Consider the following 24,813-nt stretch of genomic DNA (forward strand, 5'->3'; position numbering starts at 1 on the left):
CTTTTCAACATAGTACTTTGTTTTGCACAGTACTATGTTATATATTCTTATACAGAAATCTTAACACAGTACTTTGTTTCGCACAATAGTATTTTTTATTTTTGTTTATAATATTTATTATTTGTATATCTTACACTTTAAAATAAATATAAAGCACCTTAATTTTTTTATAATTTAAGGTGCTTTATAAAATTTAAGAAATATACGCTATTATAAGATTTATAGTTTCTATAATAGATTTCATGTGAGTTCTTTCATATCCATGTGAAGAAAACACACCAGGACCTATAAGAGCAAACCTTGCATCCATACCCGATTTTAATGCTGCAGTAGCATCAGATCCGTAGTTTGGATATATATCTAATTTATAATTAATTGATTTAGACTTACAAGCATTAATAAGTTTATTTACCAAGTCATAATCATAAGGTCCATTAGAGTCTTTAGTGCATATACATACATCATATTCTGTAGAATTTTGACCTTCTCCTGGGCATCCCATATCTACGGCAATAAATTCTGTTGTTTTTGAAGGTATAAAAGCAGAAGATCCATGACCAACTTCTTCATAATTACTAAATAAGAAATTTATAGTATTTTTAGGCTTTATATTATTTAATTTTATGTATTTAATTGCATATAATATAGCGGCTACAGATGCTTTATCATCTAAATATCTTGATTTTATGAAGTCAGATTTAGTTATTTTTGTTCTAGTATCAAAAGATATTATATCTCCTACATCTATACCTAATTTTAAGACATCTTCCTTTGATAAAATTTCTTCATCAATTATAACTTCATAATTTTTACAATCTCTTGGTAACTCTCTAGCATCATTTCCATGTATATGAATTGAAGGTCTTATTGTTTGAAGTGTTCCATCATAGCATTTTTCATCTCTAGTATGGATTATACAATTTTCACCTTCTATGGTATTCATCATATATCCTCCAATTTGAGTTACTGCTAGCCTTCCATTTGGTTTAATTTCTTTTACCATAGCACCTAATGTGTCTATATGAGCAGAAAAGGTTATTTCTTCATTTTTATTTATACCATCTATAGTAGCTACAATTATTCCTTTATTAGATATTTTATAATCTACTTTAAGATCTTCAAGTTCATTTTTTATATACTTGCTAATATTTCCTGTATATCCCGTAGGACTTGGAATATTTAGCAATTCATCTAAATACTTTTTTATTAAATTTCTATTATGCATTTTAATCTCTCCTTTTTTATTCTTTATTAATCACATATACTTACATTATGTATCCTCTATAAAAATAGTACATTAATGAATAAATAAGTATTATCAAAACTATTCTTTGTATATAGGATATTAAAAATTCTTTTTTGCTTATTTTTATATTTGTATTATTTATATAGATATAATTACTGCTTAGACAAGTACAATTTAGTACTGCTATTATAGCCATTAAAAGTCTCGTTGAGTATTGTATATGTAAGTTAATATCGTCTATTGCTATGATATTATTATAAAATACATTTACAATAAAAATACTCAAATCTGGTTTATTTTGTATTTTTAGTAGTTCTAGAATTGGATTAAATATGATTTGTACTATTTCTGATATTAAATTACTATTTATTATAATTTGACCTAAATACAATATTAATACTAAATTTGGTATTAATTTCATAAGTATAAATATTGATTCCTCTAAATTATTTAACATTGATTTGAATATATTTGTTTTAGACCTATTTTTCAAATATTTTTTAATTGCTTTTTCTAATTTATCATTTTTGTGTATTGTCTCTTTATAATTTGTCTTTGTGAAATATGACTTTTTCTTTCTTTTAATTGGATATATTCTGCTCATTAAAATATTTAATATTAATAATAATAATATAACTATAATAGATAATTCTTTACTCTTTATATCCAACTCTTTTGAAACATACAAAATCATAGGAATTGAAAGTATAGAGAAATTTAATACAATATTACATGCCTCATTTAATCTTATCTTTCCTTCATTGTAAAGTTTACTGGTCATAAACATTCCACAAAAACAATCTGTTGAAATATACAATAAAATATTTATTATTGTTTTTCCACTTAGATTAAAGTTTTTTTTCATAAATACATGGCAATATGACTCTACAACATCTAACAATCCATAGTCGAGTAAAAAGGTTATAAATATTGCACTTATTGGAAATACCGTAGATATATTCATAACTAACTCATAAATTAACAAAGATACATTATCATCTAAAAATATAATTTCATTTTTTCCACAAAATATACTTAGAATTATTATTAAACTAAATAAGCGTATATAGTTTAATATTTCATTAGTTCCATTTTTTTTACTTATAAATATTGACTTTATACACGATAAACTCACATAAAAAATTATGCATATTTCTAAAAAACTATTTGCTTGCGTTTGTAATTTATATGAAATATGATATATTATAGTCCAATAATGACCATTTATTTTAATAGGAATAAAAAATACAGCTATACCTATTATAGAATATATTATAAGTTTTAGAATATTTGCAAATTCAATTAATACCTTTCCATCATCACAGTTTTTATTTACACTTTCCATACCTCCACCTCATATAATATTTTCACCTTTATATCAGTTATTTCCTTCTTATATCACTTAACTTTTATTGTTGTTGATTAAATTTTGTTATAACTGTATAATACTATAATTATAAAGTTAATTTAATAGAGGTGAATAATTAATGGATACAGATAAACCCAAGACGATTTTAATACTTACAGCTCAATTTGGTGCTGGACATATAAGCGCTGCAAATGCTATTAAGGATTATCTTCTAGATAAGGATTCTAGTTTAAATGTTATAATTCAAAATTTCATAAGTGCTAGTCTTCCTAGATTAAATAAGCCTATGATTAAGTTGTATGAAAATAATACTAAATACACACCTGGTTTATATAATTATTATTACTATTTAAAAAAATCATTTGATTCTAAACACGACATAGCACATAAACTATATACACCTAAACTAGCAGAGTATATTTTAGAAACTAAACCTAGTTTGATTGTATCTACATTCCCATTAGCTGCAGCTTGTGTATATAATTTCAAGGTTAAATATCCCGATATTAATATACCTACACTAACTGTAATTACAGACGTTGTAGATAGCCTTGAATGGATATATCCACAAACAGATATGTATTTTGTTCCATCTTGTGAAATAAAAAATAGATTTGTTCAAAAAGGTATTTCTCCTAACTGTATAAAAGCAACAGGAGTACCTATAAATAAAAAGTTCTATACAGATAAAAAGTTAAATGCGCCTGATAAATATAATATATTAATGCTTGGTGGAGGAAGAGGCTTATTTGATGTTGATGAAGATTTTATGTACTGGATTGATGAATATTTAAATTCATATAAAGACACAGTAAACGTTACAATAGTTACTGGTAAAAATAAAAAATTATATAATTATCTTACAGAAAAAAAACCTTTATCCAATATAAAAGTTTTAGGCTATGTCAACGATATGCATAACTTAGTTAAAGAATATGACCTTATGATAACTAAACCTGGAGGTGCAACATTATTTGAAGCAATTCACTCATTAACTCCAGTTATTGTAAAAGTTCCTAAGGTAGGTCAAGAAATAGAAAATGCCAAATTCATAATAGATAAGGGTATAGGATTTATATACACAGATGAGAATGATTTAAAAAATGTATTTTTAAAAATCTCTTCTGGAGATTTTAATTCTATTTTAACCTTCATGAAAGAAAATATGATTAATTTCAAAAACGCTATTGAATATGATAAAGCTTCAGATTATATACTAAAACTGATAAATAGCAAGAGCTAACTCTTGCTATTTATTAGTTTTTTTATATTTATTTAAATAAATTATTTTATCGTCACTACTCGTTTTAATTTGCTTTATCGTTATTATACTAGATTTATTATTTTTTTTCTTTCTTTTTAAATCTGAATCTATATTCATGATTCTAGAAGCCATATAAACTTCAGCAATTATAAAAAGTAAAGTTGCTAAAAATTCCAAATCTAATGTTGTTTTATATCCATTAATACCATAATTAGCTATAGAGTAAACTTTTATAAATGCAACTGACATAAAATGTATTATTATAATTTGTAATGTTTTTTCCAACTCTTGGGCTACCGTACTTTTCTTAAGCTTATTCCATATATATACTTTAGTTTTTCCCTTAGCTCTTAATATATCATTATATAGTTGACTAACCATATTAATATTTAAAAATCTAAGTCCAATTAACGTTATAGACGCTATTAAATAAAAATATGTGTCATATATATATTTATCAAATGCAATATATATATCTTGCTTTAACAAATATAATCCTATATATACAAATGAAAAAACTAATCCAGTTACATTTATTCGGTATTCTCTTTTTTTAGTCACAAAGCTATAAAAAAACATAGCAAATAATAACGCTACTATTATATAATCATATTTTTGATTATTTACTATATTACATACAATTACTGGAGAAACAACGTATACAAATATGTCTGCAATAACTTTATTTCTCATAAAAACCTCCCTTTTAAATTTTCTAAATATTCAAACATTATAATTTATAAATTCTCTATTGTTTATATTAATCCTTTTTTATAATTAATTTTATGCTAAAAAGAAGGGTATATGACCCTTCTTTTTTAATAAGAATGTAAATTTTTTCAATATTCATATTTGTCTTTCTACTGCATTTATTGGATTAATATTTTCATCATCTACTATTGTTTCAAAGTGTAAGTGATTTCCAGTTGAATTCCCTGTTGTACCAACCTTAGCTATTACTTGACCTTGTTTTACTATGTCACCTTCTTTAACTAAATTGGATGTGTTATGTGCATAAACACTTTTTTTTCCATCAAAATGTTTTATTTTAACTACATTCCCATATCCATTTTGTATACCTGAAAAAATTACAACTCCATCATCAGTTGCTATTATATCTGTGTTTTGTGGAGCTGGTATATCAATACCTCTATGAAAATTTTTTTCTCCTGTTATTGGATGTATTCTTTCTCCAAAAGGAGAACTTATATCAGTATGGGATGGAACTGGCCATATACCTGATATAAAATCCAAATTATTTTCAGTTAAATATAATTTTTTATTTTCTTCGATTGTTTTTTCCAAACGAGCTTCTTCAATTATACTGTCTTCAAGTTGTTTCTCTAAACTAGATTTTTCTTGTTCTATAAACTCAATTTCATTTTCAATCTTTTCCTCATTTTCTAAAATTGCTTGATCTACAAAACTTATGCTTACAACTTCTGTATCTCCTGAATTCAGTGATTGATCCTCTTCTTCTATATACTTCCTTTTTTCATTAATTTGATTTTCAAGATTACTAATTTTATTTTTTAAACTTTTTTGATATTCTTTATGTTGAATTAGCGAATCTACATCTGTATTTTCCATATAAGCATATGTCTTTTCTTCATTAATAATAAAACTTAGTGATAATATCATAAATGCTATCACTATTTTTATACTATGTTTCATGTTTTTATCACTCCTTTTGTCACCATCTATTAATATTGACTTATTTTGTATAATTTATTACTATATTTGATTTTTTTATACCTATCAACACAAAAAGAATCCTAATGGATTTAGGATTCTTTTAATATATATTATGATTTTTTAGTGTATTTTCTTGTGTCTAATGCAACTGCTGCTATTATTATTATACCTTTTACTATAAATTGTAAATATGTACTAACACCTATAAATGCTAAGCCATAATTTATGACCTGGAATATTAATACCCCAGTTATGATTCCACCTATACTTCCTACCCCTCCTGCAAAAGATACTCCTCCAACAACACATGCAGCTATAGCATCCATTTCATACATAAACCCTGTATTATTTGTTGCACTACCAACCCTTGCTGCTTCTAATGATCCTGCTAATCCATACAACGCCCCTGCTATTAAATATATTATAATAATATTTCTAGCTACATTTACTCCTGATACTTCCGCTGCTTCAGGATTTCCACCTATTGCAAACATATTTTTACCAAGCTTTGTTTTATTCCATACAAACCACATTATTATAGAAATTATAACTGCATAAATTATAAGATATGGAATTCTAAAATTACCAGTTCCTATATTTCCTTGGGCTAACTTTGTAAATGCAGGATCTAAACCTGCTATAGGCTGTGCCCCATATGGTGGCCTATCAAAGTATAATGATGTTAAACCATATGCAATAAGCATAGTACCCATTGTTGCTATAAACGGTGGTGTCTTAAGCTTTGCTACAGCCCATCCATTCATAACCCCCATAAGTCCGCAAAGTGCCATAGTTAACAAAATAGGTACTACTATAGGTAATCTTTGAAGATCAGGATACATTCGATATGCATAATCAGTTGCTTGTAATAACGATGCTGATATTACCGCTGCTAAACCAATTATTCTTCCTGCAGAAAGATCTGTACCTTGCGTTACTATTATACCGCCTACACCTAGTGCTATTATTATACGTATAGACGACTGCGCTAATATATTCCTAAGATTATTTATAGAAAGGAACTGCGGTTCTATAAAAATTATAACTACTAGTAGTGCAACTAAAACTAATTGCATTGCATTGTTAGTAAAAAACTCCTTCATAGAAGTTTTATCATTTAAACTTTCCTTAGCTTGTGATTTCATAACTATCCCCCTCTAAAAACTTTGCTGATAATTTCATTATCTCTTCTTGTGTAGTATTTTTAGAATCAACTATTCCTGCAACCCTTCCGTTGCTCATTACTAAAATTCTATCTGTTACCCCTATTAATTCCGGCATTTCTGATGATATCATTATTATCCCTTTTTCTTTACTTGCTAATTCATTTATTAGTTGATAAATTTCATATTTTGCACCTACATCTATTCCCCTTGTAGGCTCATCTAGCATAAGTACTTCTGGATTTGTTAAAAGCCATCTTCCTATAATTACCTTCTGCTGATTGCCTCCTGATAAGCTACCTATAGGAGTTTTTGTTGATGGAGTTTTTACTTTCATAGACTCTATTACCCATTTAGTATCATTTCCCATTTTTTTATTTGATAAAAATAATAAATTCGATCTGTATGAATTCATATTTGATATTGTAGAGTTAAATTCAATGCTTAGTTGTGGAAATATTCCTGTACTTCTTCTTTCCTCTGTAACTAAAGCAAATCCATTTTCCATAGCACTTCTTGGATTTTTATTAATAATTTCTTTATTATGCAACTTAATTTTTCCAGCATCTGTTTTTCTCATTCCAAATAAAGCTTCTACAATTTCTGTTCTTTTAGATCCAACAAGTCCTGCTACACCTAATATTTCTCCCTTTCTCAAGCTAAAGCTTATATCTTTTAATCCAAACTTTGTATTTTCAGTTAATCCTTCTACTTCTAATATTATTTCACTTGGATGATTTTGTTTTGGAGGGAATCTATTTGACATATCTCTTCCTACCATCATACTTATGATATGATCGATTGTTATTTCACTAGATTTTTTTGTATCTATTAATTGTCCATCTCTCATAACGGTTACATAGTCTGATATTTTTAATATTTCTTCCATTTTATGAGATATATAAATTATAGCAACATTATTTTTCCTTAATTTGTCAATAATTCTAAATAAATGTTCAACTTCTTTTTCTGTAAGAGATGAAGTTGGTTCATCCATAACTATAACTTTTGAATCATAAGACACTGCTTTAGCAATTTCCACCATTTGCATTTGTGATACAGATAAAGACCCTACCTTTTGTCTAGGATCTATATTTATGTCTAAATCTTTAAATATCTTAACTGTATCTTCATACATTTTTTGTTCATCTATAAATAAACCTTTCTTTGGATACCTTCCTAACCATATATTATCTAATATATTTCTTTGCCTAACTTGATTAAGTTCTTGATGAACCATCGATACTCCATTGTCTAAAGCTTGTCTTGTATTTTGAAAATTAACTTCTTTACCGTCTAAAAATATTTCACCTGAGTTTTTTTGATAAATTCCAAATAAACATTTCATCAGAGTTGATTTTCCAGCTCCATTTTCCCCCATTAATGCATGAACTGTTCCTGGTTTTACCTTTAAGTTTACCTCTGATAAAGCTTTTACTCCTGGAAATTCTTTTGATATATCTATCATCTCTAATACAAATTTATTTTTTATATTTTCCAAAAGTTGCTCCCCCTTTTGACTTATTTAACTTACTAAATATGTTACAAGTATACTGGATTAACAAAATATTATGTTAATCCAGTATACATTTAAAACTTTAACTATTAAATTCTATAATTCTAATTACTTTGCATCATCTATATTCTCTTTAGTTATACCTACATAAGGAACACGTACTGCCTTTCCATCTAGCTTCCATTCAGTTCCCTCTAAAACATTTTTCCCTTCTGATGCATTTACAGATAAATCTATAACTGCCTTACCTTGTCCTACTGCATCATTCAATACAGTCCCTACAACTTTTCCACTTTCTATAAGTGTTACTATTTCTGGTATTGCATCAACCCCTACTACTGGCATAAACTTATCTCCTGAGAAATATCCTTCCTTTTCTAAGGAAGCAACAGCACCTGATGCCATACCATCATTATTACAAATTACAAACTCTATTTTATCGCCAAATTTAGCTAACCATGCATCCATTTTTTCAGTAGCTTTAGCTGCATCCCACATTGCAGTATCTATAGCTAACTCTTCAGTTTCTATACCTTTTTCATTCAATGTTTTTATAGAATATTCACTTCTTGCTTCTGCATCTGGGTGTCCTGGTTCACCTTTTAACATTACATATTGGATTTTTCCATCTCCATTTTTATCCCATTTTTCTTTATTTACTTCCCATTCTTTAGCTATAACTTCTCCTTGTATAACTCCGGATTCTTTTGAAACTGTACCTACATACCATGCTTTATCATAACTATCCATAGCAGCTTGATCAGGCTCTTTATTAAAGAATATTACTGGTAGCTCTGCAGCTTTTGCCTTTTCTATAACTGTTGTAGCTGCTTTTGGATCTACTAGGTTAATAGCTAAGACTTTCACACCTTTAGCTATCATTGTATCTATTTGTTCTAATTGCTTAGCTTGATCATTTTGAGAGTCATTTATTATTAAATCTGCTTTATCTTTAGCATTTCCTTCCAACTCTCTACGAACTGCTGACATAAAATTGTCATCATATTTGTATATTGTTGCTCCTATTTTAGGAAGATCACCTGTTCCTCCTTCATTTGATCCATCCCCTCCTGATGAGCTACATCCTACTGCTGAAAACAGCATCATTGCTGCCATAGATAATGCTAAAATTCTTCTTTTATTCATGATAATCCCCCTTATTCTAGCTTTCTTGATATATACCCTCTTTAAGAAAACATTTTCACTCCTAATTGTAAAATATTTTCTGTAAATTTTCAATATTTTCTATTTTTCTATTTTTCACATATATCATGTTTTTCCGACATTCATTATATTTTAAAATCATTTTATTTAATTACATTATTTTTTGTTTTTTAATTCTTATTTTATGTTGTTATTTATTTTTTTTGTTTTTAAAATTATTCACATAATTAGCACATCTAAAATATTATATATTATTAACTATTTTTAATTATATAAAAGGAGGATTTAAAATGATTAAAAACATAGGTATTTTATCAGGTTTCATATCCTCACTATTTATTTTTCTTTATGCTCTTATGTATATTCTGAGGGATTTTTATTCATCATCAAATAATAATTCATTAAAGAAATATATAAATAAGATATTGCCATTATTCTCGAAATATAATTTAACATTTTTAATAGTTATAATAATATTTTCTATAATACATGTTTGCTGTTTCTTTAGTTTAAACAACCTATTAAACTCAGGATATGTTGTACTATTTATATTATTATTAATTGCAAAATTTACATTTTTTCCTTCAAAATCAAATAACTCAAATTATTACTTTAATATTTTTTCTTATCTTTTAGTAGGAAGTTTAATTGTACATTTTATAATGTAAATAAAAAGAAGAGCTAAGTAGCTCTTCTTTTTATTTACATTATTTTTAATATATATTCTTTCTGTATTGAACATATAAATTTTGTATTTTTTCCATTTCTCGCTTTAATTGTAATTGAAGATTTGATACTGTTTCGTAGTCTTTATTTTCAATAGCCTCTTTTATATTTGTGAACAGTGACTTTCTAGCTAATGTATCTTTCATAACATTAAACTTTATATCTGAAATAGCATTCCAAGCTACTTCATCTAATGCATCCATATTTTCTTTATTATGAAGTTTAACACAGCTTCTTATCGTATCTATATGTGTTTGAATTATTCTATCTTTTAATTCTTTCGTCCACTTATCTAAAGCTCCTATTTTAAAAGATTCAATTATTGCATTTGAAAATACATTTCCTTCTTTTAGGCAATTTAATTTTGATTCATATATTTCTAAATTTCTCATATTTTCATATACCGTTGCAGGAGGAACTGAGAATCTTTGATTTCTTTCTTCTAAAGTATAATGTTCAAATACATCATTTTCATCTCTATATGCTCTATTTTTTTCTAAATAAAAACTTTCTTGGCCAACATCTTTACATATTTCTTTTTCAAGTTCTTTTGTTGATAACTTGCTTTTTGCTGCTGCTTTTATACCATCTAACATAGTTTGATAACACCCTGCAATAACTAAATATGTATTAGATAATGGGTTAGGAGATCTTAACTCAAATCTTACAGTTTTAGGATTTTTTATATCTCTTACTAATCCTACAAGTACTGATCTGTTTCGTGAAGGAATTTCATAACTATGACCTAATGATGTTACAATACAAACAGGGGCTTCAAACCCAGGAACAAGTCTATTAAATCCATCATTTGTTGCTGTTACTATAGGATTTAATATTTCATAATTATTAAGCATTCCCATAAGAGCACCGTATCCTATTTCACTTACATAATCCTCTTTCATATCTCTTGGCGAAAATAAATTTATTATTTTTCCATTTTTTAATTTAGCACTCACACCTACATGTGTGTGTTCTCCACTTCCTGCAACTCCATATATTGGTTTCGCTTTAAATGTTACTTCTAATCCATTAGATGTAAATACATCCTCTATCACTTCTCTTACCATCAGCTCATTATCTGCTGCTTGAAGTGGATTAGAAAACTTCCATGATATCTCTAATTGTTCCATAGCATGATTTGTTTTTCCATCTATACTTATAGAACTATTTATTCCCCCGACTTCTTTATGTGCCATTTCAGGCTCTATACCTAATTGTTGTAATTTTATCAGTGTTTTCTCTAGGCAAGTTCTTATTATTCCATGTGTTCTTTTCCAATATTGTTCTTTTAAACTTTGAGATACATATAATTTTTCTAAGTCTGCTTTATCTTCAGGTGTATTTACCCAAAATTCTAATTCTGTAGCAGCTGTTAATATTATGTCTTCTATATCAGATACATTTTCTATTCCTATATTTTGTATCATATGTGGATATTCTTCAAAAATTTGTAATATTGATTTTTTGAAAAATTTCTCTGATTTTCTTAATATTCCTCTTGAACATACTTTTTTATTTTCATGAATCAAGAAAGCAGGTATTCTTAATGTTCCAATCGGAAGATTTGTTTTTTCATCGATATGCTCAAAATTATAATCTATATACCATTTACAATTTACATCTGGCATTAAGTCTACCTTTGCATTATTTAATGTGGCTATATTGTATAATTCAACACTCGATCCGTCTGTTTGAATAGCTGATTCTAAAAAACCACTTATATCATCTAAAAATAGTTCTACCGGAATTTTTTCATCAGTTGCATTACCACCTAAGTCTACACCCATTAAAGATACAAATTTAATATTTTCATTTTCAGTTAAAATCGATTTAATATCTTTTTCATTATGATTTTCTTTTTCAATTGTATATAATAAACTTTCCATACAATATTTCCCCCTTTCGGCTTCTATAATTTTATATAATATTAACATTTTCTAAAAAAAAGAACTTGTCATTCATCATATTTATATTATATATAAATATTATTTTTTTGTTCGTGATTTTATTTATACTTATTATATCCGAGAGTTTAAAAGTTCGCAATATTTTTTATTTTTTTTTACTTACTCACAATCGTTTAACATTTTTTTAAATATAGGGTATACTAAAATAAGAAGTATTTTATAAAATAGTAAATTTAATACTTTTTAAAGTGTTTATGATATAAGATAATTTAGGAGATAAATATTATGGAATATATAGTTTTCGATTTAGAATTCAACCAAGGATTCGATAAAACTCTTAATAAAACAGTGTCTAATGAGAGATGTCCTTTTGAAATAATTCAAATAGGAGCAATAAAATTAGATAGTAATTTTAATATAATTGATACCTTTAATAGTTATGTAAGACCAGAAATATATAAAAATATACATCCTTTTGTTGGTAAAATGACAGGTATCACCTTAAAAAACGTTGTAGATGCTCCTTCTTTCGCTAAAGTTTATAAAGATTTCAAAAAATTTATATCTGGTAAAAATCCTATATTGTGCGTATGGGGTACTGGAGACTTAAAGGAATTATATAGAAATATAACTTATTATGAATTACCCTCAAAATCTCTGCCTAAATCATATATAAATATACAACATTATGCATCTAATTACTTTGAAAATCCAGCAGGTAAAAGTATTGGTCTTCAAAATGCGATCCAAATATTAGGTCTAAATCAAGATAAATCATATCATGATGCCTTAAATGATGCATATTATACTGCTCAGGTATTTATGAGAATCCAAAATCCAAGTATTGTACCAGATGTTTATATTTATACAACGGTAAAGCCCTCAACTGTTGAAAGAAGTTCTAAAAAAGTAATTAATTATGATAAATTATTTCAAGAATTTAGAAAAATCTTAAATAGAGATTTAAGCAAAGAAGAGGAAAAAATTATTGATCTTGCATATAAGATGGGAAAAACTAATCAATTTTTAGTTACCCCCGCAAAATATAAAAAAAGATAGGTTAAAACCTATCTTTTTATTATTCAATATTTATAAATAACATTTTTAATAATTCATATTGCGCAAATTCTACACTTTTTATTTCTCTTTGCTCATCTCTAACATATTCATTATTTCCAACAAATATTTCTGTATCACCTATACTAGCATATAGCTTTTCTAGTACTTGTAAAAAGTCATTAACTTTTATAGATTCCTCTTTAGATCTTAATAATGTTACACTTTTAGCTTCTTGATCTTCATAAACACAATTTATACCATATAAAGCACTATCTTCCTTTATATATATAACTTCTCCACCTAAAGACTTTCCTTTTTCTAGTTTTTGTTTTAAAGTTAATATTTTCATATATATCCCCCTTATTCTAAAGTATTTTTCTTATGATTTAATACTTAATTTTTAACATGAAAATTCAACTTTCTATATTCATGTATACTAAATTATATTAAGGAGTCTACAAAATTATTATTATTTTTTTATTTATTTTATAACAAGTTCTACTGGACAATGATCAGATCCTAATATATTACAATGTATATCTGCACTTACTAGTCTATCTTTCATACTTTCAGATACTATAAAATAATCAATTCTCCATCCAGAGTTATTTTTTCTTGCATTAAACCTATATGACCACCAAGAATATACACCTTCTTTATCTGGATTAAAATATCTATAAGTATCTATAAATCCTTCATTCATAAGTTGTGTAAATTTATTTCTTTCTTTATCTGTAAAACCAGCATTTTTTCTATTTGTTTTTGGATTTTTTAAATCTATTTCTTGATGAGCAACGTTTAAATCTCCGCATACTACTACTGATTTATTTTTCTCTAAATCTTTTAGATATGATTTAAAATCATCTTCCCATTTCATTCTATAATCTAGTCTCTTCAGCTCACTTTGAGAGTTTGGAGTATAAACAGTTATAAAGTAAAAATCTTCAAATTCTAATGTTATTACTCTACCTTCTGTATCATGTTCTTCAATATTTATTCCATATGATACGCTTAAAGGCTTTTTCTTTGTGAAAATAGCAGTTCCTGAATATCCTTTTTTTTGTGCATAATTCCAATACTGATAATATCCTTCTAATTCTAAATCTATCTGACCCTCTTGAAGCTTTATTTCTTGTAAACAAAATATATCTGCATCTACTTCTTTGAAGTAGTCTAAAAATCCCTTTGTAACACACGCTCTTATTCCATTGACATTCCAAGATATAAATTTCATTTGTTCCTCCTACTAATTCTATTTCTTAAATCTATATTTTTTATATTACCCAAACATATATTGTTACTATCATTTATATTTTCTACTTGTACTAATTTAATTCAAATCTTAATTTATTTGCTAATTCTTCTGGGTTAGTTGATGAAACATACATACCTGTGCCTAATTCAAATCCTCCAAAGCTATATTTTCTAGGAATTATATGCATGTGGACATTAAATTCCTCGCTATTTTCTAATTCTTTAGAGTGCGTATGGATGCATAAATTAAAAGGGTTATATCCATTTATTTTATATAAATTTTCAAATAATTTTTTAAACACCTTTGATAATATTTTTATATAATTATCACTCATTTGTTCAAATTTTATATTCTCTTTAAAAATAACTCTTACCTCTCCACTATATTTACTAGCATAAGGAACTATCGTTAAAAAATATTTATTATCATTAATGACCCTCTTTTTATATTTTATCTCTCTTTTTATAATATCATCATATAAATACGTTTTATTTTCTATAAAATATTGACTAGCTACCTCTTCTTCTTTATTTATCTCTGGAGGTACTATAGATAATGATATAATTTGAGAATGTGGATGCGCTAGTGATGCTCCAGATTTTCTCAAAAAATTTTTAAATATATTTACATATTGAACATTTTTATTTTCAATAAGATTTTGATATCTATTTTTATATGTTTTAAATAAATTTTGAAATTCCAATTCACTCATATTATAAAATGTTCCATTATGTCTATATGTATCTATTATAACCTCATGAACTCCATATATCTCGTCTGATAGTTCATCTACTATAGGAAACTTATTATCTACAGATCTAGTTATCCATCCGCTGCTATCTTCGATTTTATATCGTTCTATAGTTGCATGGCTTTCATTACCTCTACAAAAAGGGCAGTATGAATCATACTCAACTTGTATTTCTTCTTCTAATTGGCTTTTAATTTTATCCATAGGCCTTTTTGATCTATTGTTTGCAACTATGACTAGATCATTGTTTATTTCATCTATTCTTAATTCTTGCATAGTTAACACCTCTTGTTTATATCTTTTAATTACATATTATCTTTATATTAATATATTTTACTCTTTTGTTTATTATAATGTAATTTTTATCAAATATATATATTATTGTATTTTTTTTATATTTATTAACGAGTCTTATTATTTTTTGTCTAATTTAGTAGTTTTTATTATCTTAATATCCGATTAGTTTGTAATGATTTTTGAGAATACTTATGTTAATATAATCTTGAATATAAAAAATATTTAGACATACAATAAACTTTTTAATTTTCAAAATTTTTTTAACATTGTAATAAAAGTATTATTGATAAATATTATATTTTAAAAACTTATAGTTTCTAAAAAAATTATATAGTCTGATTATTATTTAAAATAGGGGGTAATTTAAATGAAATATTCAAAGAGAGTAACTGCTATGCAGGCTTCTCCAATAAGAAAGTTAGTTCCTTATGCTCTTGAAGCTAAATCTAGAGGAATTAAAGTTTATCATTTAAATATAGGTCAGCCAGATATTAAAACTCCTAAAGGATTCTTCGACGCAGTTAAAGACTTTGACAGTAATGTTTTAGAATATGCTGTATCCAATGGTATTCCAGAACTAATATCAGCACTTCAAGATTATTATGCTACATATGATATGCATTACGAGAAAGATGAACTTCTTGTAACTAATGGTGGTAGCGAAGCTCTATTGTTTACTATGATGGCAACTTGTGATCCTGGTGACAACTTACTAGTTCCTGAACCATTCTATACTAACTACAATGGTTTCGGTCAATGTGTAAATGTAAGTGTAAATCCAATAACAACTAAGGCAGAAGATGGATTTCATTTACCATCTAAAGAAATAATTTGTTCTAAAATCAACTCTAAGACAAAAGGGATCTTATTATCTAACCCAGGTAACCCAACAGGTGCAGTTTATACAAAGGACGAAATAAATATGATATCTGAAGTAGCTATAGAAAATAATCTATGGATAATAGCAGATGAAGTTTATAGAGAGTTTGTATATGATGGATTAGATTATACAAGTTTTGGTAATGTTAAAGAGGTTGAAGATAGAGTAGTTATAATAGATAGTGTATCTAAAAGATATAGTGCATGTGGAGCTAGAATAGGTTCAATTGCATCAAAAAATAAAGAACTTATAGCAGAAATTCTTAAATTATGTCAAGGAAGACTTTGTGTTGCAACATTAGAACAATTAGGTTCTGTTGAATTATACAAAACTCCTGCATCTTATTTTAAAGAAGTTAATGAAGAATATAAACATAGAAGAGATGTTTTATATAATGAATTAATGAAAGTTGATGGAGTTGTTTGTGAAAAGCCAACTGGTGCATTTTATATAGTTGCTAAATTACCTGTAGATAATGCAGAAGATTTTGTAATTTGGATGCTAAAAGAATTCAATAAAGATGGTGAAACAGTTATGGTCTGTCCTGCTGAAGGTTTCTATGCTACACAAGGTCTTGGACGTGATGAAGTTAGGCTTGCTTATATCCTAAATGAATCAGACTTACATAAAGCAGCTACAATATTAAAGGAAGGTCTTGAACAATATGTTGAACTAAATAAAAATGTTCAAGAGTCTACAGTTGAAGCTTAAATTTATATCTAAATATAAAAAAGCAACCTTAAATAAGGTTGCTTTTTAATTAAATTCGTCTTTATTTAATATATACTGTAATGTACTTATTGCTTCCATGTACCTTTTTTGGTCATCTTCATTTAATTTAAAAAGCTTTTCCTCTAATCTATCGCTAAGTTTATCCATAAAGTCAGAGGCAAGGATTGTTCCTTTTTCAGTTATACTTATTAAGTACTTTCTTCTATCCGATAAATCTTTTGTTCTAATAACGTATCCCTTTTTAGTAAGATCATCCACCATGCTTGTTAAACTACCCTTTTCTATGTTTAACTTCGCACATAAATCAGTCATACTTATCGCACCATAATTTCTTATAAACATTAATGCTCTTAATTGAGTTTTATTAACATCATAAGTAGCTGCATATTGCTTTAAATATTCTAGATATAGACTTGAATATATTTTCGGAAATGTCTTAGATAAAAATCCTATCGTATCAGACACTATACACTTCATTTTATCACCCCAGATGTTTATTTTTATTTATTATTAGTTTACATTAAAACGATTATTAGTACAATACTTTTAATAATAAAACTTTAAATTCGATTATTTTTTATCTACATTTAAAGTAAATTTTTACCTGATTTTTTCTTTTTTATTATATTAAAAATATCTTTTAACTTTAATTTAATAAACTGCAAAAAATAAGATTCAAAAATAGTGATTATTTTTGAATCTTATTTGATCCATTTTAGTTATCTTTTATTTTTATTATATTTATTTTCATATATTGTATATAATATAAATGCAATTACACCAAATACTAAAGGGCCTAATATCATCATCACGGTTTTAAAAATTGATCCCTCCATAGCTGGTTCTATTATTGTAAATACATTTGCAAATCCTACAAATACTGTAACAACTATAGCTGCCGTTAAAGCTGCTCCATATGATTTGTATACCATAAATGGTTTATCTACTTTTCCTTCTAGCTGTTTTTTCTTAAATAAAGGGAATGCAGAAGATAAAAACATGTATGGTAAAGTCATTGCAACATTAGTCATAAGTACTAATATGCTAAAAAATTCTGCTGCAGCTCCTCCACCAAATGAAATCGCAAGTATCATAGCAATAACTATTATTGCTTGCACTTTCATTGCAAATAGTGGCATTCCATGTTTTATCTCACCAAGCTTGCCTGGCCAAACTTCTTTAGGAGAACCTTGTATTAATGTTTTCAATGGAGAGTATGCTAATGTGAAGAATGCTCCAGTTAAAGCTAGGAACATTGATAATCCAACAAATCTAGCAAACCAAGCGCCCATTGTTATAGATACAGCTTGAGATAAATTTAAAGATTGCCCTATTTGATATCCTAAATTCTGTATAACAACATAAGCAACATTACCCATGTGTACATTCTCTGAAGATAATACTTGATTCCAATTTGTAAACATACCACATGCAAATATACCTACTGCATATCCGACTGATATTACTATAGCTGCTATAGTAAGACCTTTTGGGAATGTTGTTTCTGCATTTTCAGTTTGGTCAACTAAACCTCCTAAAACTTCCAATCCACCAAACGCAAATATAGCAAATACTAGGAATGAAAGTACTGTTAATGATGTCTGATATGATGGATTAGGTGATTTAGTGAATGATTTAGCAACATCTACAATTGGTTCAGCAAATTGTCCTCCATTTGATATAAGTACGAATATACCACCTATAAGTAATACAAAATTTAGTGCTAATATTGCTGTACCACCAACTGATGTTATTTTAGTTATTTTTTCTACACCTTTACTAGCTACAAATGTAACCAATAATATCCATAAAGCTCCTAATATTCCTAATGTTTGAGTTGATCCTAGCCCTAATAAGGACCATGTTGCTGTTCGATCTTCTCCAAATATAAAGTTAGAAAGAGGTATCCATATAGATGACGCAACATTTACCATCCATATTATATAAGATGCATACCACATGAAAGTTCCTACAAAGGCAAATTTACCTCCAACAGATTTTTCCATCCATGAATACATACCACCTGTTTCATGTCTATATGCTGCTCCATATTCAGCCATCATAAATGCATATGGAATAAAAAATATAAGTGCACTTAATATATACCAAGGAATTGCTGCATATCCCATTAAATAAAATCCTCTTGGCATATTAGCAAATCCAAATACTGAAGTGAATATCATCAGTATTAATGGTACTAGTGTTAATTTTTTGGCTGTATTTGTGTTTCCTGCCATGATAATTCCTCCTTAGTCAAATATATTATTACTTTTTGCAATAAGAAGGAATTTAACCATGGTTATAAATTCCTTATATGTAAAAACTTTATCCTTATCTTAACTAAAAAATAAAAAAGCATCTCGATTTAATTAATGAGATGCTTTTTTATTATACGTTTTTATACATGTAAATCTATTTTTAATCCTATATGTTCTTTAAACTCACTTATAGCTGGCTCTAAAGTTTCTTCAACAAATTCTACAACTTGTTCAGGAGCTCTACCTACGAAGTTTTTAGGATCCATTATAGATAATATTTCTTCTTTACTCATTTTAAATGAGTCATCATTTATTATAAGTTCTATTAGATTATTATCTTTTCCTTCATGCTTAACTCTATAAGCTGCTTTCATAGAGTATTCTCTTATTATCTCATGTAAATCTTGTCTATCTCCACCTCTTTTTACAGCTTCCATAAGTATAGTTTCTGTAGCCATGAAAGGAAGTTCTTCATTTATATGTTTATTTATCATATTTTCATATACAACTAATCCATCAGTTACATTTAATCCTATTTCTATTATAGCATCAGCTGCCATAAACGCCTGAGGTATAGACAATCTCTTATTAGCAGAGTCATCTAAGCTTCTTTCTAACCATTGAGTAGCTTGAACTAACGCTGGACTTAATGATTCAGATATTATATATTTTGATAATGAAGATATTCTTTCACTTCTCATTGGATTTCTTTTATAAGCCATAGCTGATGAACCTATTTGATTTTTTTCAAATGGCTCTTCTATTTCTTTTAAACTTTGTAAAAGTCTTATATCATTAGTCATTTTATGCATACTTTGTGCTATTCCTGATAATACACTTATTACTTGAGCATCTAATTTTCTAGTATATGTTTGTCCACTTACTGCATAAGAAGATTTATATCCCATTTTTGCACAAACTAACTTATCTAATTCTTTTACTTTTTCATGATTTCCTTCAAATAAGCTTAAGAAACTAGCTTGAGTTCCAGTCGTACCTTTAACACCCCTTAACTTCATAGTATCTATTCTATAATTTATATCTTCTAAGTCAAGTATTAGGTCTTGAGCCCATAAAGTTGCTCTTTTTCCTACTGTAGTGAGCTGAGCAGCTTGGAAATGTGTAAATCCAAGTGTAGGCATGTCTTTATACTTTAACGCAAACTCTTTTAAATTATTTATTAAATTAACTAATTTTATTCTTATAAGTTTTAACGCTTCATTCATTTGTATTACATCTGTGTTGTCACCAACATAAGCTGATGTTGCACCTAAATGTATTATTCCCTTTGCTTTATCACATTGTAGACCATAAGCTTTTACATGACTCATTACATCATGTCTTACTTCTTTTTCTATTTTTCTAGCTTCATCGAAGTTTATATTTTCTATATTAGCTCTTAATTCTTCTATTTGTTCATCACTTATATTTATACCTAATTCTTTTTCACCTTCAGCTAAAGCTACCCATAATTTTCTCCATGTTGAGAATTTAAATTGAGGAGAGAATATATAACTCATATCTTTGCTGCAATATCTATCCGTTAAAGGATTTGTGTATGTAGTATATTTGTTATCCATAATTGTTTGCACCTTCCTTGTGTCTTGTTATATGATAATTATATAAAATTTTACGAACTATAACAAGTTTTTTTTAAGTTACGTTCATAATTTACTTTTTATTTATACTAATATTATCTTTATTAATCATATAATCTATACTTTCGCTATCAACAAAATTTAAAACATATTTATATCTAATTGCATAGTATTTATCACTCCACCCTAGTTGCTTTTTTATATCAGTTTCATCAGCACCTAATCTTAAAGAAATAGCTGCAAAAGAATGCCTAAAGTCTTTAGCTGAGTATTGAGATAATCCAGCAATATCTAACGCCTTTTTTACTATAAGCCTTACATTTCTATCAGTTATTGAATTACTTTTTTGAGTAGTAAAAACAAAATCTTCTGTAGGTATTATAATTTCTGGCAATCCAGAGTAATTTCTATAATCTTCTAATAACTTAAAACAATATGGATGTAATTTTACTATTCTTTCTTTTCTATTTTTACCCAATTTACAATAATAATTATTTTTGTCATCTACCATAAGGTCTTTCCATTTCAAATTAACAAGTTCATTTAATAAACATCCCGTTGTTACTAAAAAAACTATAATTGATCTATCTCTTATATTTAATTTATATAAAGACTCTATAAGTTGATTTATTTCTTGAATACTAAGTACATCATCTTTAGTCTTTATTCTTGTTACTTCTGGTTTTTCTACATATCTAAATGGATTAATTTCTATGTACTCTTCTTTTTTTAAATAATTATAAAAGCTATGTAAATAACTATAAATTTTTTCTGATGTAGATTTTGCATAATTATCTTTTATATGTTCCATAAACTTAGTACAGTCTTCTTTATCGGCATATAATAGATCTTTGTCATCTATAAATTCTTTGAACGCAATAACTTTTGATAAATAGTCATGTTTTGTTGCTGGATTAAGCTTTTTTGAAAAATCCTTAAAAACTTCATATTCATATTCATCTAATCCTATTATTTTATTCATATTGATTCCTTTCTTTTATTATTTATATTTTTATTAGATTTAATAATATTAATTAACATTTAACTTAGTCTTAGTTGACATCTAAATAAGATTCTTGATATACTCTAAGTTGACGTTTATTACGTTTATTATGATTTGTATTGGAGGTAATTATTTTGATCGAAATTTTTAAAGCCATTATTCTAGGTATCGTTCAAGGTATAACTGAATGGTTACCTGTAAGTAGTACTGGCCATATGATATTAGTTGATGAATTTTTAAAACTAAACTTAAGTGCTCAGTTTGTTAGTACTTTCTTAGTTGTAATTCAGTTTGGTTCTATACTTGCTGTTCTTACAATATTCTTTAAAAAATTAAATCCATTTGATGGATCTAAAACTGGAGTTCAGAGAATAGAAACTATAGATTTATGGATGAAAGTTGTAGTTGCTGTAATACCATCTGCTATACTTGGTTTCTTATATGATGATGCTATTGAAGCAGCATTCTTTAATCCTACTACTGTAGCCATCGCTCTTATTGTTTACGGTATAATAATGATAGCTATAGAAAACAGAAATAAAAGACCTAAAATTAATGATTTTTCTCAAGTTACATATAAATTAGCTATAGGAATAGGTTTATTCCAGTGTTTAGCATTAATTCCTGGTACTTCTAGATCTGGTTCAACTATAATAGGCGCATTATTACTTGGAGCATCTCGATATGTAGCTGCAGAGTTTTCATTCTTTTTAGCTATACCAACTATGCTTGGAGCTAGCGGACTAAAACTTTACAAGTCAGGCTTTGCATTTACTGGTCAAGAATGGGCTGTCTTAGCTACTGGCTCAGTTGTTGCTTTTATAGTTTCAGTATTCGTTATAAAATTCTTAATGGATTACATTAAGAAACATGACTTTAAAGTATTTGGGTATTATAGAATAATATTAGGTATAATAGTTTTATCTTACTTTTACCTTTTAAAATAACTGACTTACTTTAAGTACTAAATAAATAGATGCAAAAAGGAGTGTTTCTACTAATTTTTATAATTATAGATAACACTCCCTTTTTTGTATTTTCATCTGCTTTATATAAGGGAAATATTTTTAAAACATTTACTTAGATTCTATAAGCAATCTTATTATATCACTAGATTTTTCATTGAACGTGGTGATAATACTTAGATAATCACATGCTCTAGTTATTGCCAAATAAACTTTATTTAAATCGCCTACAAAATCATTTATTTGATAATCTTGTTCTTTATCATTGATAGTATGATTATATAACATTTCTAACTCACAGAATATTAAAGCTTTATATTCAAGATTTTTTATAGTATATATATTTGATAATGTAATTCCTATTTTTTTGCTTATATTAGTTAAGTTTTCTTCTGCATATATAAAAGGTATTTCTGCATCTTCTAACGCTTTTTTCAACATATATTGGAAATATATTGTCTTTCCACTTTTTAAACGTTTTTTGTTATAAGGATAAATTATTCCTATTTCAGAATAAGTTAATCCCTTTTTATTTACTAGGTATTCTATTTCCCAAATAATAGAACTAATTTGTTCTTCTAAATCACTTACTTTAATAATATTAACATCTGTACTCTCTTCTCTTAAAGGTTTTGTAGTATAAAATTCATTGTTTATTTTATTTTTTCTTAATGAATTTACATATGAGTTGGCATTTTTTGCAAAATTATTAGTAAATTTAACAAGCCCTTTACTTTGCTTATAATTTTTATCTAAATACACAATATCATCAAATTCTATATTTTCTAGATTATTTTTAAATATATTTAAATCGCTATTAATATTTAGAGATTCACAAGAAAAAACATTGAAAATATATTTTGTTTTGTATAAAAATTCCTTTATAAATTCAATGTCTTCCTTTTTAAAGCTTTCTACTTCATCGATAAATATTCCTTTAAACATATGCTTATTCTTTATTATATTTTTGGCTTGCCTAACTATATTATTAAATGCTTTATCATAATCCTTTTTAAGCATACCATAATCAATTATAAGATTATATTTTTTAGCTAATTTAAATATAAATGAACTATAAGTATATATTTCTAAATTGGCATTATTTTTATAAAGTAATGCTACCTTTTCTTTCAATTCATTACATATTTGTTTAGAGTCTGTTAATATTAAAAATTTATGATGGGGATATACCCTTGCAAGTTTAATAGCTCGAGAAAGCATCAATGTTGTTTTTCCTGTTCCTGAACCACCCTTAAACAAAGTATTTCCATATTTTACAGAAATGCTATCTACTATTTGATTGCTATCTAACATAGTAGCACTATACTTATATTCATCGTTATAAAAAGAAATTTTTTTAAAATTTTTATTAAAATGCGATTTATCATTTAATAAATAATATTCCGGACATATATCTAATAAAAATAAGTTTAAATCAATTTCATTATTAGCTTCATTTAAATAATCATTTATTAGTTCTTTATCTTCAATAATTTTTTTTAATTTATTTTTATCTACAATATGATTATTTACAAAATTTTCAAATTCATAACAATTATCTATTTCAACATAAGGCATCACAAATATATAATTATAATTTATATTTTTATCTAATTGTTTCATCTTAAGCTTTAGTAAATCATTTTCCTCATTCATTACTTCTAATAATTCCTCATCTAGTATAAAGAATAAATCTTCTGTGGTATCCATAAACTTTACAAATAGTAATTTATTATTCTTTATATATACTAAATCTGTATTTATCCCTTTAAAAGGAGTAACTTTTGGTATTAAATTAACTTCATTTTCTATTTCACTACAAAAGATTTTTTCAATTTCTTTTATCTTTAAGGCATCTAATTCTGAGTTAATCTTTATATATTGATTCACCTGACATTCCCCCTCTTTTAATATTAATTATATCATTTTAGCCTTAAATTTACTATATTTGGTTGTTTTATATCT

Annotated in this window: 21 protein-coding genes; 5 read left to right on the forward strand and 16 right to left on the reverse strand. The window is 26.6% G+C overall.

What is annotated here, in order from left to right; translation table 11 throughout:
• Nucleotides 1–193 precede the first annotated feature (193 nt).
• Nucleotides 194–1,225: a M42 family metallopeptidase gene (locus tag NWE74_RS07125; protein ID WP_258242531.1), complete on the reverse strand. Its 1,032-nt coding sequence runs from the start codon at nucleotides 1,223–1,225 to the stop codon at nucleotides 194–196.
• Nucleotides 1,226–1,265: 40 nt separating this feature from the next.
• Nucleotides 1,266–2,591 (reverse strand): hypothetical protein, encoded by a 1,326-nt coding sequence (locus NWE74_RS07130; protein ID WP_258242532.1) that lies wholly within the window; start codon nucleotides 2,589–2,591, stop codon nucleotides 1,266–1,268.
• 142 nt (nucleotides 2,592–2,733) lie between these two features.
• On the opposite strand from NWE74_RS07130, the gene NWE74_RS07135 reads away from it, so the two are divergent.
• Nucleotides 2,734–3,858 (forward strand): MGDG synthase family glycosyltransferase, encoded by a 1,125-nt coding sequence (locus tag NWE74_RS07135; RefSeq protein WP_258242533.1) that lies wholly within the window; start codon nucleotides 2,734–2,736, stop codon nucleotides 3,856–3,858.
• A gap of 6 nt (nucleotides 3,859–3,864) precedes the next feature.
• Here NWE74_RS07135 and NWE74_RS07140 read toward each other — a convergent pair whose 3' ends face one another.
• From NWE74_RS07140 to mglB, 5 genes are all read right to left on the reverse strand, one after another.
• Nucleotides 3,865–4,572 carry a hypothetical protein gene (locus NWE74_RS07140; RefSeq protein ID WP_258242534.1) on the reverse strand — a complete coding sequence of 236 codons (708 nt, stop codon included), beginning with the start codon at nucleotides 4,570–4,572 and terminating at the stop codon, nucleotides 3,865–3,867.
• A gap of 153 nt (nucleotides 4,573–4,725) precedes the next feature.
• A complete protein-coding gene (locus NWE74_RS07145) occupies nucleotides 4,726–5,553 on the reverse strand; it encodes a M23 family metallopeptidase (protein WP_258242535.1) in 828 nt (275 codons plus the stop codon).
• Nucleotides 5,554–5,684: 131 nt separating this feature from the next.
• Nucleotides 5,685–6,719 carry a galactose/methyl galactoside ABC transporter permease MglC gene (gene mglC / locus NWE74_RS07150; RefSeq protein WP_258242536.1) on the reverse strand — a complete coding sequence of 345 codons (1,035 nt, stop codon included), beginning with the start codon at nucleotides 6,717–6,719 and terminating at the stop codon, nucleotides 5,685–5,687.
• Nucleotides 6,703–8,238 carry a galactose/methyl galactoside ABC transporter ATP-binding protein MglA gene (gene mglA / locus NWE74_RS07155; protein WP_258242537.1) on the reverse strand — a complete coding sequence of 512 codons (1,536 nt, stop codon included), beginning with the start codon at nucleotides 8,236–8,238 and terminating at the stop codon, nucleotides 6,703–6,705. The genes mglC and mglA overlap by 17 nt, the downstream gene beginning before the upstream one ends.
• Before the next feature lie 123 nt (nucleotides 8,239–8,361).
• Nucleotides 8,362–9,399 (reverse strand): galactose/glucose ABC transporter substrate-binding protein MglB, encoded by a 1,038-nt coding sequence (gene mglB, locus NWE74_RS07160; RefSeq protein ID WP_258242538.1) that lies wholly within the window; start codon nucleotides 9,397–9,399, stop codon nucleotides 8,362–8,364.
• Nucleotides 9,400–9,707: 308 nt separating this feature from the next.
• Here mglB and NWE74_RS07165 point away from each other — a divergent pair, with 308 nt between their 5' ends.
• Entirely contained in the window at nucleotides 9,708–10,085 is a 378-nt protein-coding gene (locus NWE74_RS07165; protein WP_258242539.1) for a hypothetical protein, read from the forward strand.
• A gap of 45 nt (nucleotides 10,086–10,130) precedes the next feature.
• On the opposite strand, the gene NWE74_RS07170 is transcribed toward NWE74_RS07165, so the two are convergent.
• Nucleotides 10,131–12,029, reverse strand: a complete 1,899-nt coding sequence (locus NWE74_RS07170; RefSeq protein WP_258242540.1) for a glutamine synthetase — start codon at nucleotides 12,027–12,029, stop codon at nucleotides 10,131–10,133.
• A 306-nt stretch (nucleotides 12,030–12,335) separates the two neighbouring features.
• Here NWE74_RS07170 and NWE74_RS07175 point away from each other — a divergent pair, with 306 nt between their 5' ends.
• Nucleotides 12,336–13,109 carry an exonuclease domain-containing protein gene (locus tag NWE74_RS07175; RefSeq protein ID WP_258242541.1) on the forward strand — a complete coding sequence of 258 codons (774 nt, stop codon included), beginning with the start codon at nucleotides 12,336–12,338 and terminating at the stop codon, nucleotides 13,107–13,109.
• A gap of 19 nt (nucleotides 13,110–13,128) precedes the next feature.
• Here NWE74_RS07175 and NWE74_RS07180 read toward each other — a convergent pair whose 3' ends face one another.
• From NWE74_RS07180 to galT, 3 genes are all read right to left on the reverse strand, one after another.
• Nucleotides 13,129–13,458: a hypothetical protein gene (locus tag NWE74_RS07180; protein ID WP_258242542.1), complete on the reverse strand. Its 330-nt coding sequence runs from the start codon at nucleotides 13,456–13,458 to the stop codon at nucleotides 13,129–13,131.
• Nucleotides 13,459–13,590: 132 nt separating this feature from the next.
• Complete coding sequence (locus NWE74_RS07185) at nucleotides 13,591–14,343, reverse strand: exodeoxyribonuclease III (RefSeq protein ID WP_258242543.1); 753 nt, start codon at nucleotides 14,341–14,343, stop codon at nucleotides 13,591–13,593.
• A 91-nt stretch (nucleotides 14,344–14,434) separates the two neighbouring features.
• A complete protein-coding gene (gene galT, locus NWE74_RS07190) occupies nucleotides 14,435–15,391 on the reverse strand; it encodes a galactose-1-phosphate uridylyltransferase (RefSeq protein WP_258242544.1) in 957 nt (318 codons plus the stop codon).
• A 388-nt stretch (nucleotides 15,392–15,779) separates the two neighbouring features.
• Between galT and NWE74_RS07195 the strand changes: the two genes are divergently transcribed.
• On the forward strand, nucleotides 15,780–17,003 hold the full coding sequence (locus NWE74_RS07195; RefSeq protein ID WP_258242545.1) for a pyridoxal phosphate-dependent aminotransferase: 1,224 nt from the start codon (nucleotides 15,780–15,782) through the stop codon (nucleotides 17,001–17,003).
• Nucleotides 17,004–17,048: 45 nt separating this feature from the next.
• On the opposite strand, the gene NWE74_RS07200 is transcribed toward NWE74_RS07195, so the two are convergent.
• The 4 genes from NWE74_RS07200 to NWE74_RS07215 form a co-directional block, all read right to left on the reverse strand.
• Entirely contained in the window at nucleotides 17,049–17,501 is a 453-nt protein-coding gene (locus NWE74_RS07200; RefSeq protein WP_258242546.1) for a MarR family winged helix-turn-helix transcriptional regulator, read from the reverse strand.
• A gap of 242 nt (nucleotides 17,502–17,743) precedes the next feature.
• Nucleotides 17,744–19,261: a glutamate/gamma-aminobutyrate family transporter YjeM gene (gene yjeM / locus NWE74_RS07205; RefSeq protein ID WP_258242547.1), complete on the reverse strand. Its 1,518-nt coding sequence runs from the start codon at nucleotides 19,259–19,261 to the stop codon at nucleotides 17,744–17,746.
• Nucleotides 19,262–19,422: 161 nt separating this feature from the next.
• Entirely contained in the window at nucleotides 19,423–20,862 is a 1,440-nt protein-coding gene (gene purB / locus NWE74_RS07210; protein ID WP_258242548.1) for an adenylosuccinate lyase, read from the reverse strand.
• 91 nt (nucleotides 20,863–20,953) lie between these two features.
• A complete protein-coding gene (locus NWE74_RS07215; protein WP_258242549.1) occupies nucleotides 20,954–21,862 on the reverse strand; it encodes a tyrosine-type recombinase/integrase in 909 nt (302 codons plus the stop codon).
• Between the two features lie 155 nt (nucleotides 21,863–22,017).
• On the opposite strand from NWE74_RS07215, the gene NWE74_RS07220 reads away from it, so the two are divergent.
• On the forward strand, nucleotides 22,018–22,830 hold the full coding sequence (locus NWE74_RS07220) for an undecaprenyl-diphosphate phosphatase (RefSeq protein WP_420330182.1): 813 nt from the start codon (nucleotides 22,018–22,020) through the stop codon (nucleotides 22,828–22,830).
• A 129-nt stretch (nucleotides 22,831–22,959) separates the two neighbouring features.
• Here the strand turns inward: NWE74_RS07220 and NWE74_RS07225 are convergent, their stop codons facing one another.
• Complete coding sequence (locus NWE74_RS07225; RefSeq protein ID WP_258242550.1) at nucleotides 22,960–24,738, reverse strand: DEAD/DEAH box helicase family protein; 1,779 nt, start codon at nucleotides 24,736–24,738, stop codon at nucleotides 22,960–22,962.
• Nucleotides 24,739–24,813 lie beyond the last annotated feature (75 nt).

The sequence above is a fragment of the Romboutsia lituseburensis genome (assembly GCF_024723825.1).
In the GTDB taxonomy this organism is placed as follows: domain Bacteria; phylum Bacillota; class Clostridia; order Peptostreptococcales; family Peptostreptococcaceae; genus Romboutsia_F; species Romboutsia_F lituseburensis_A.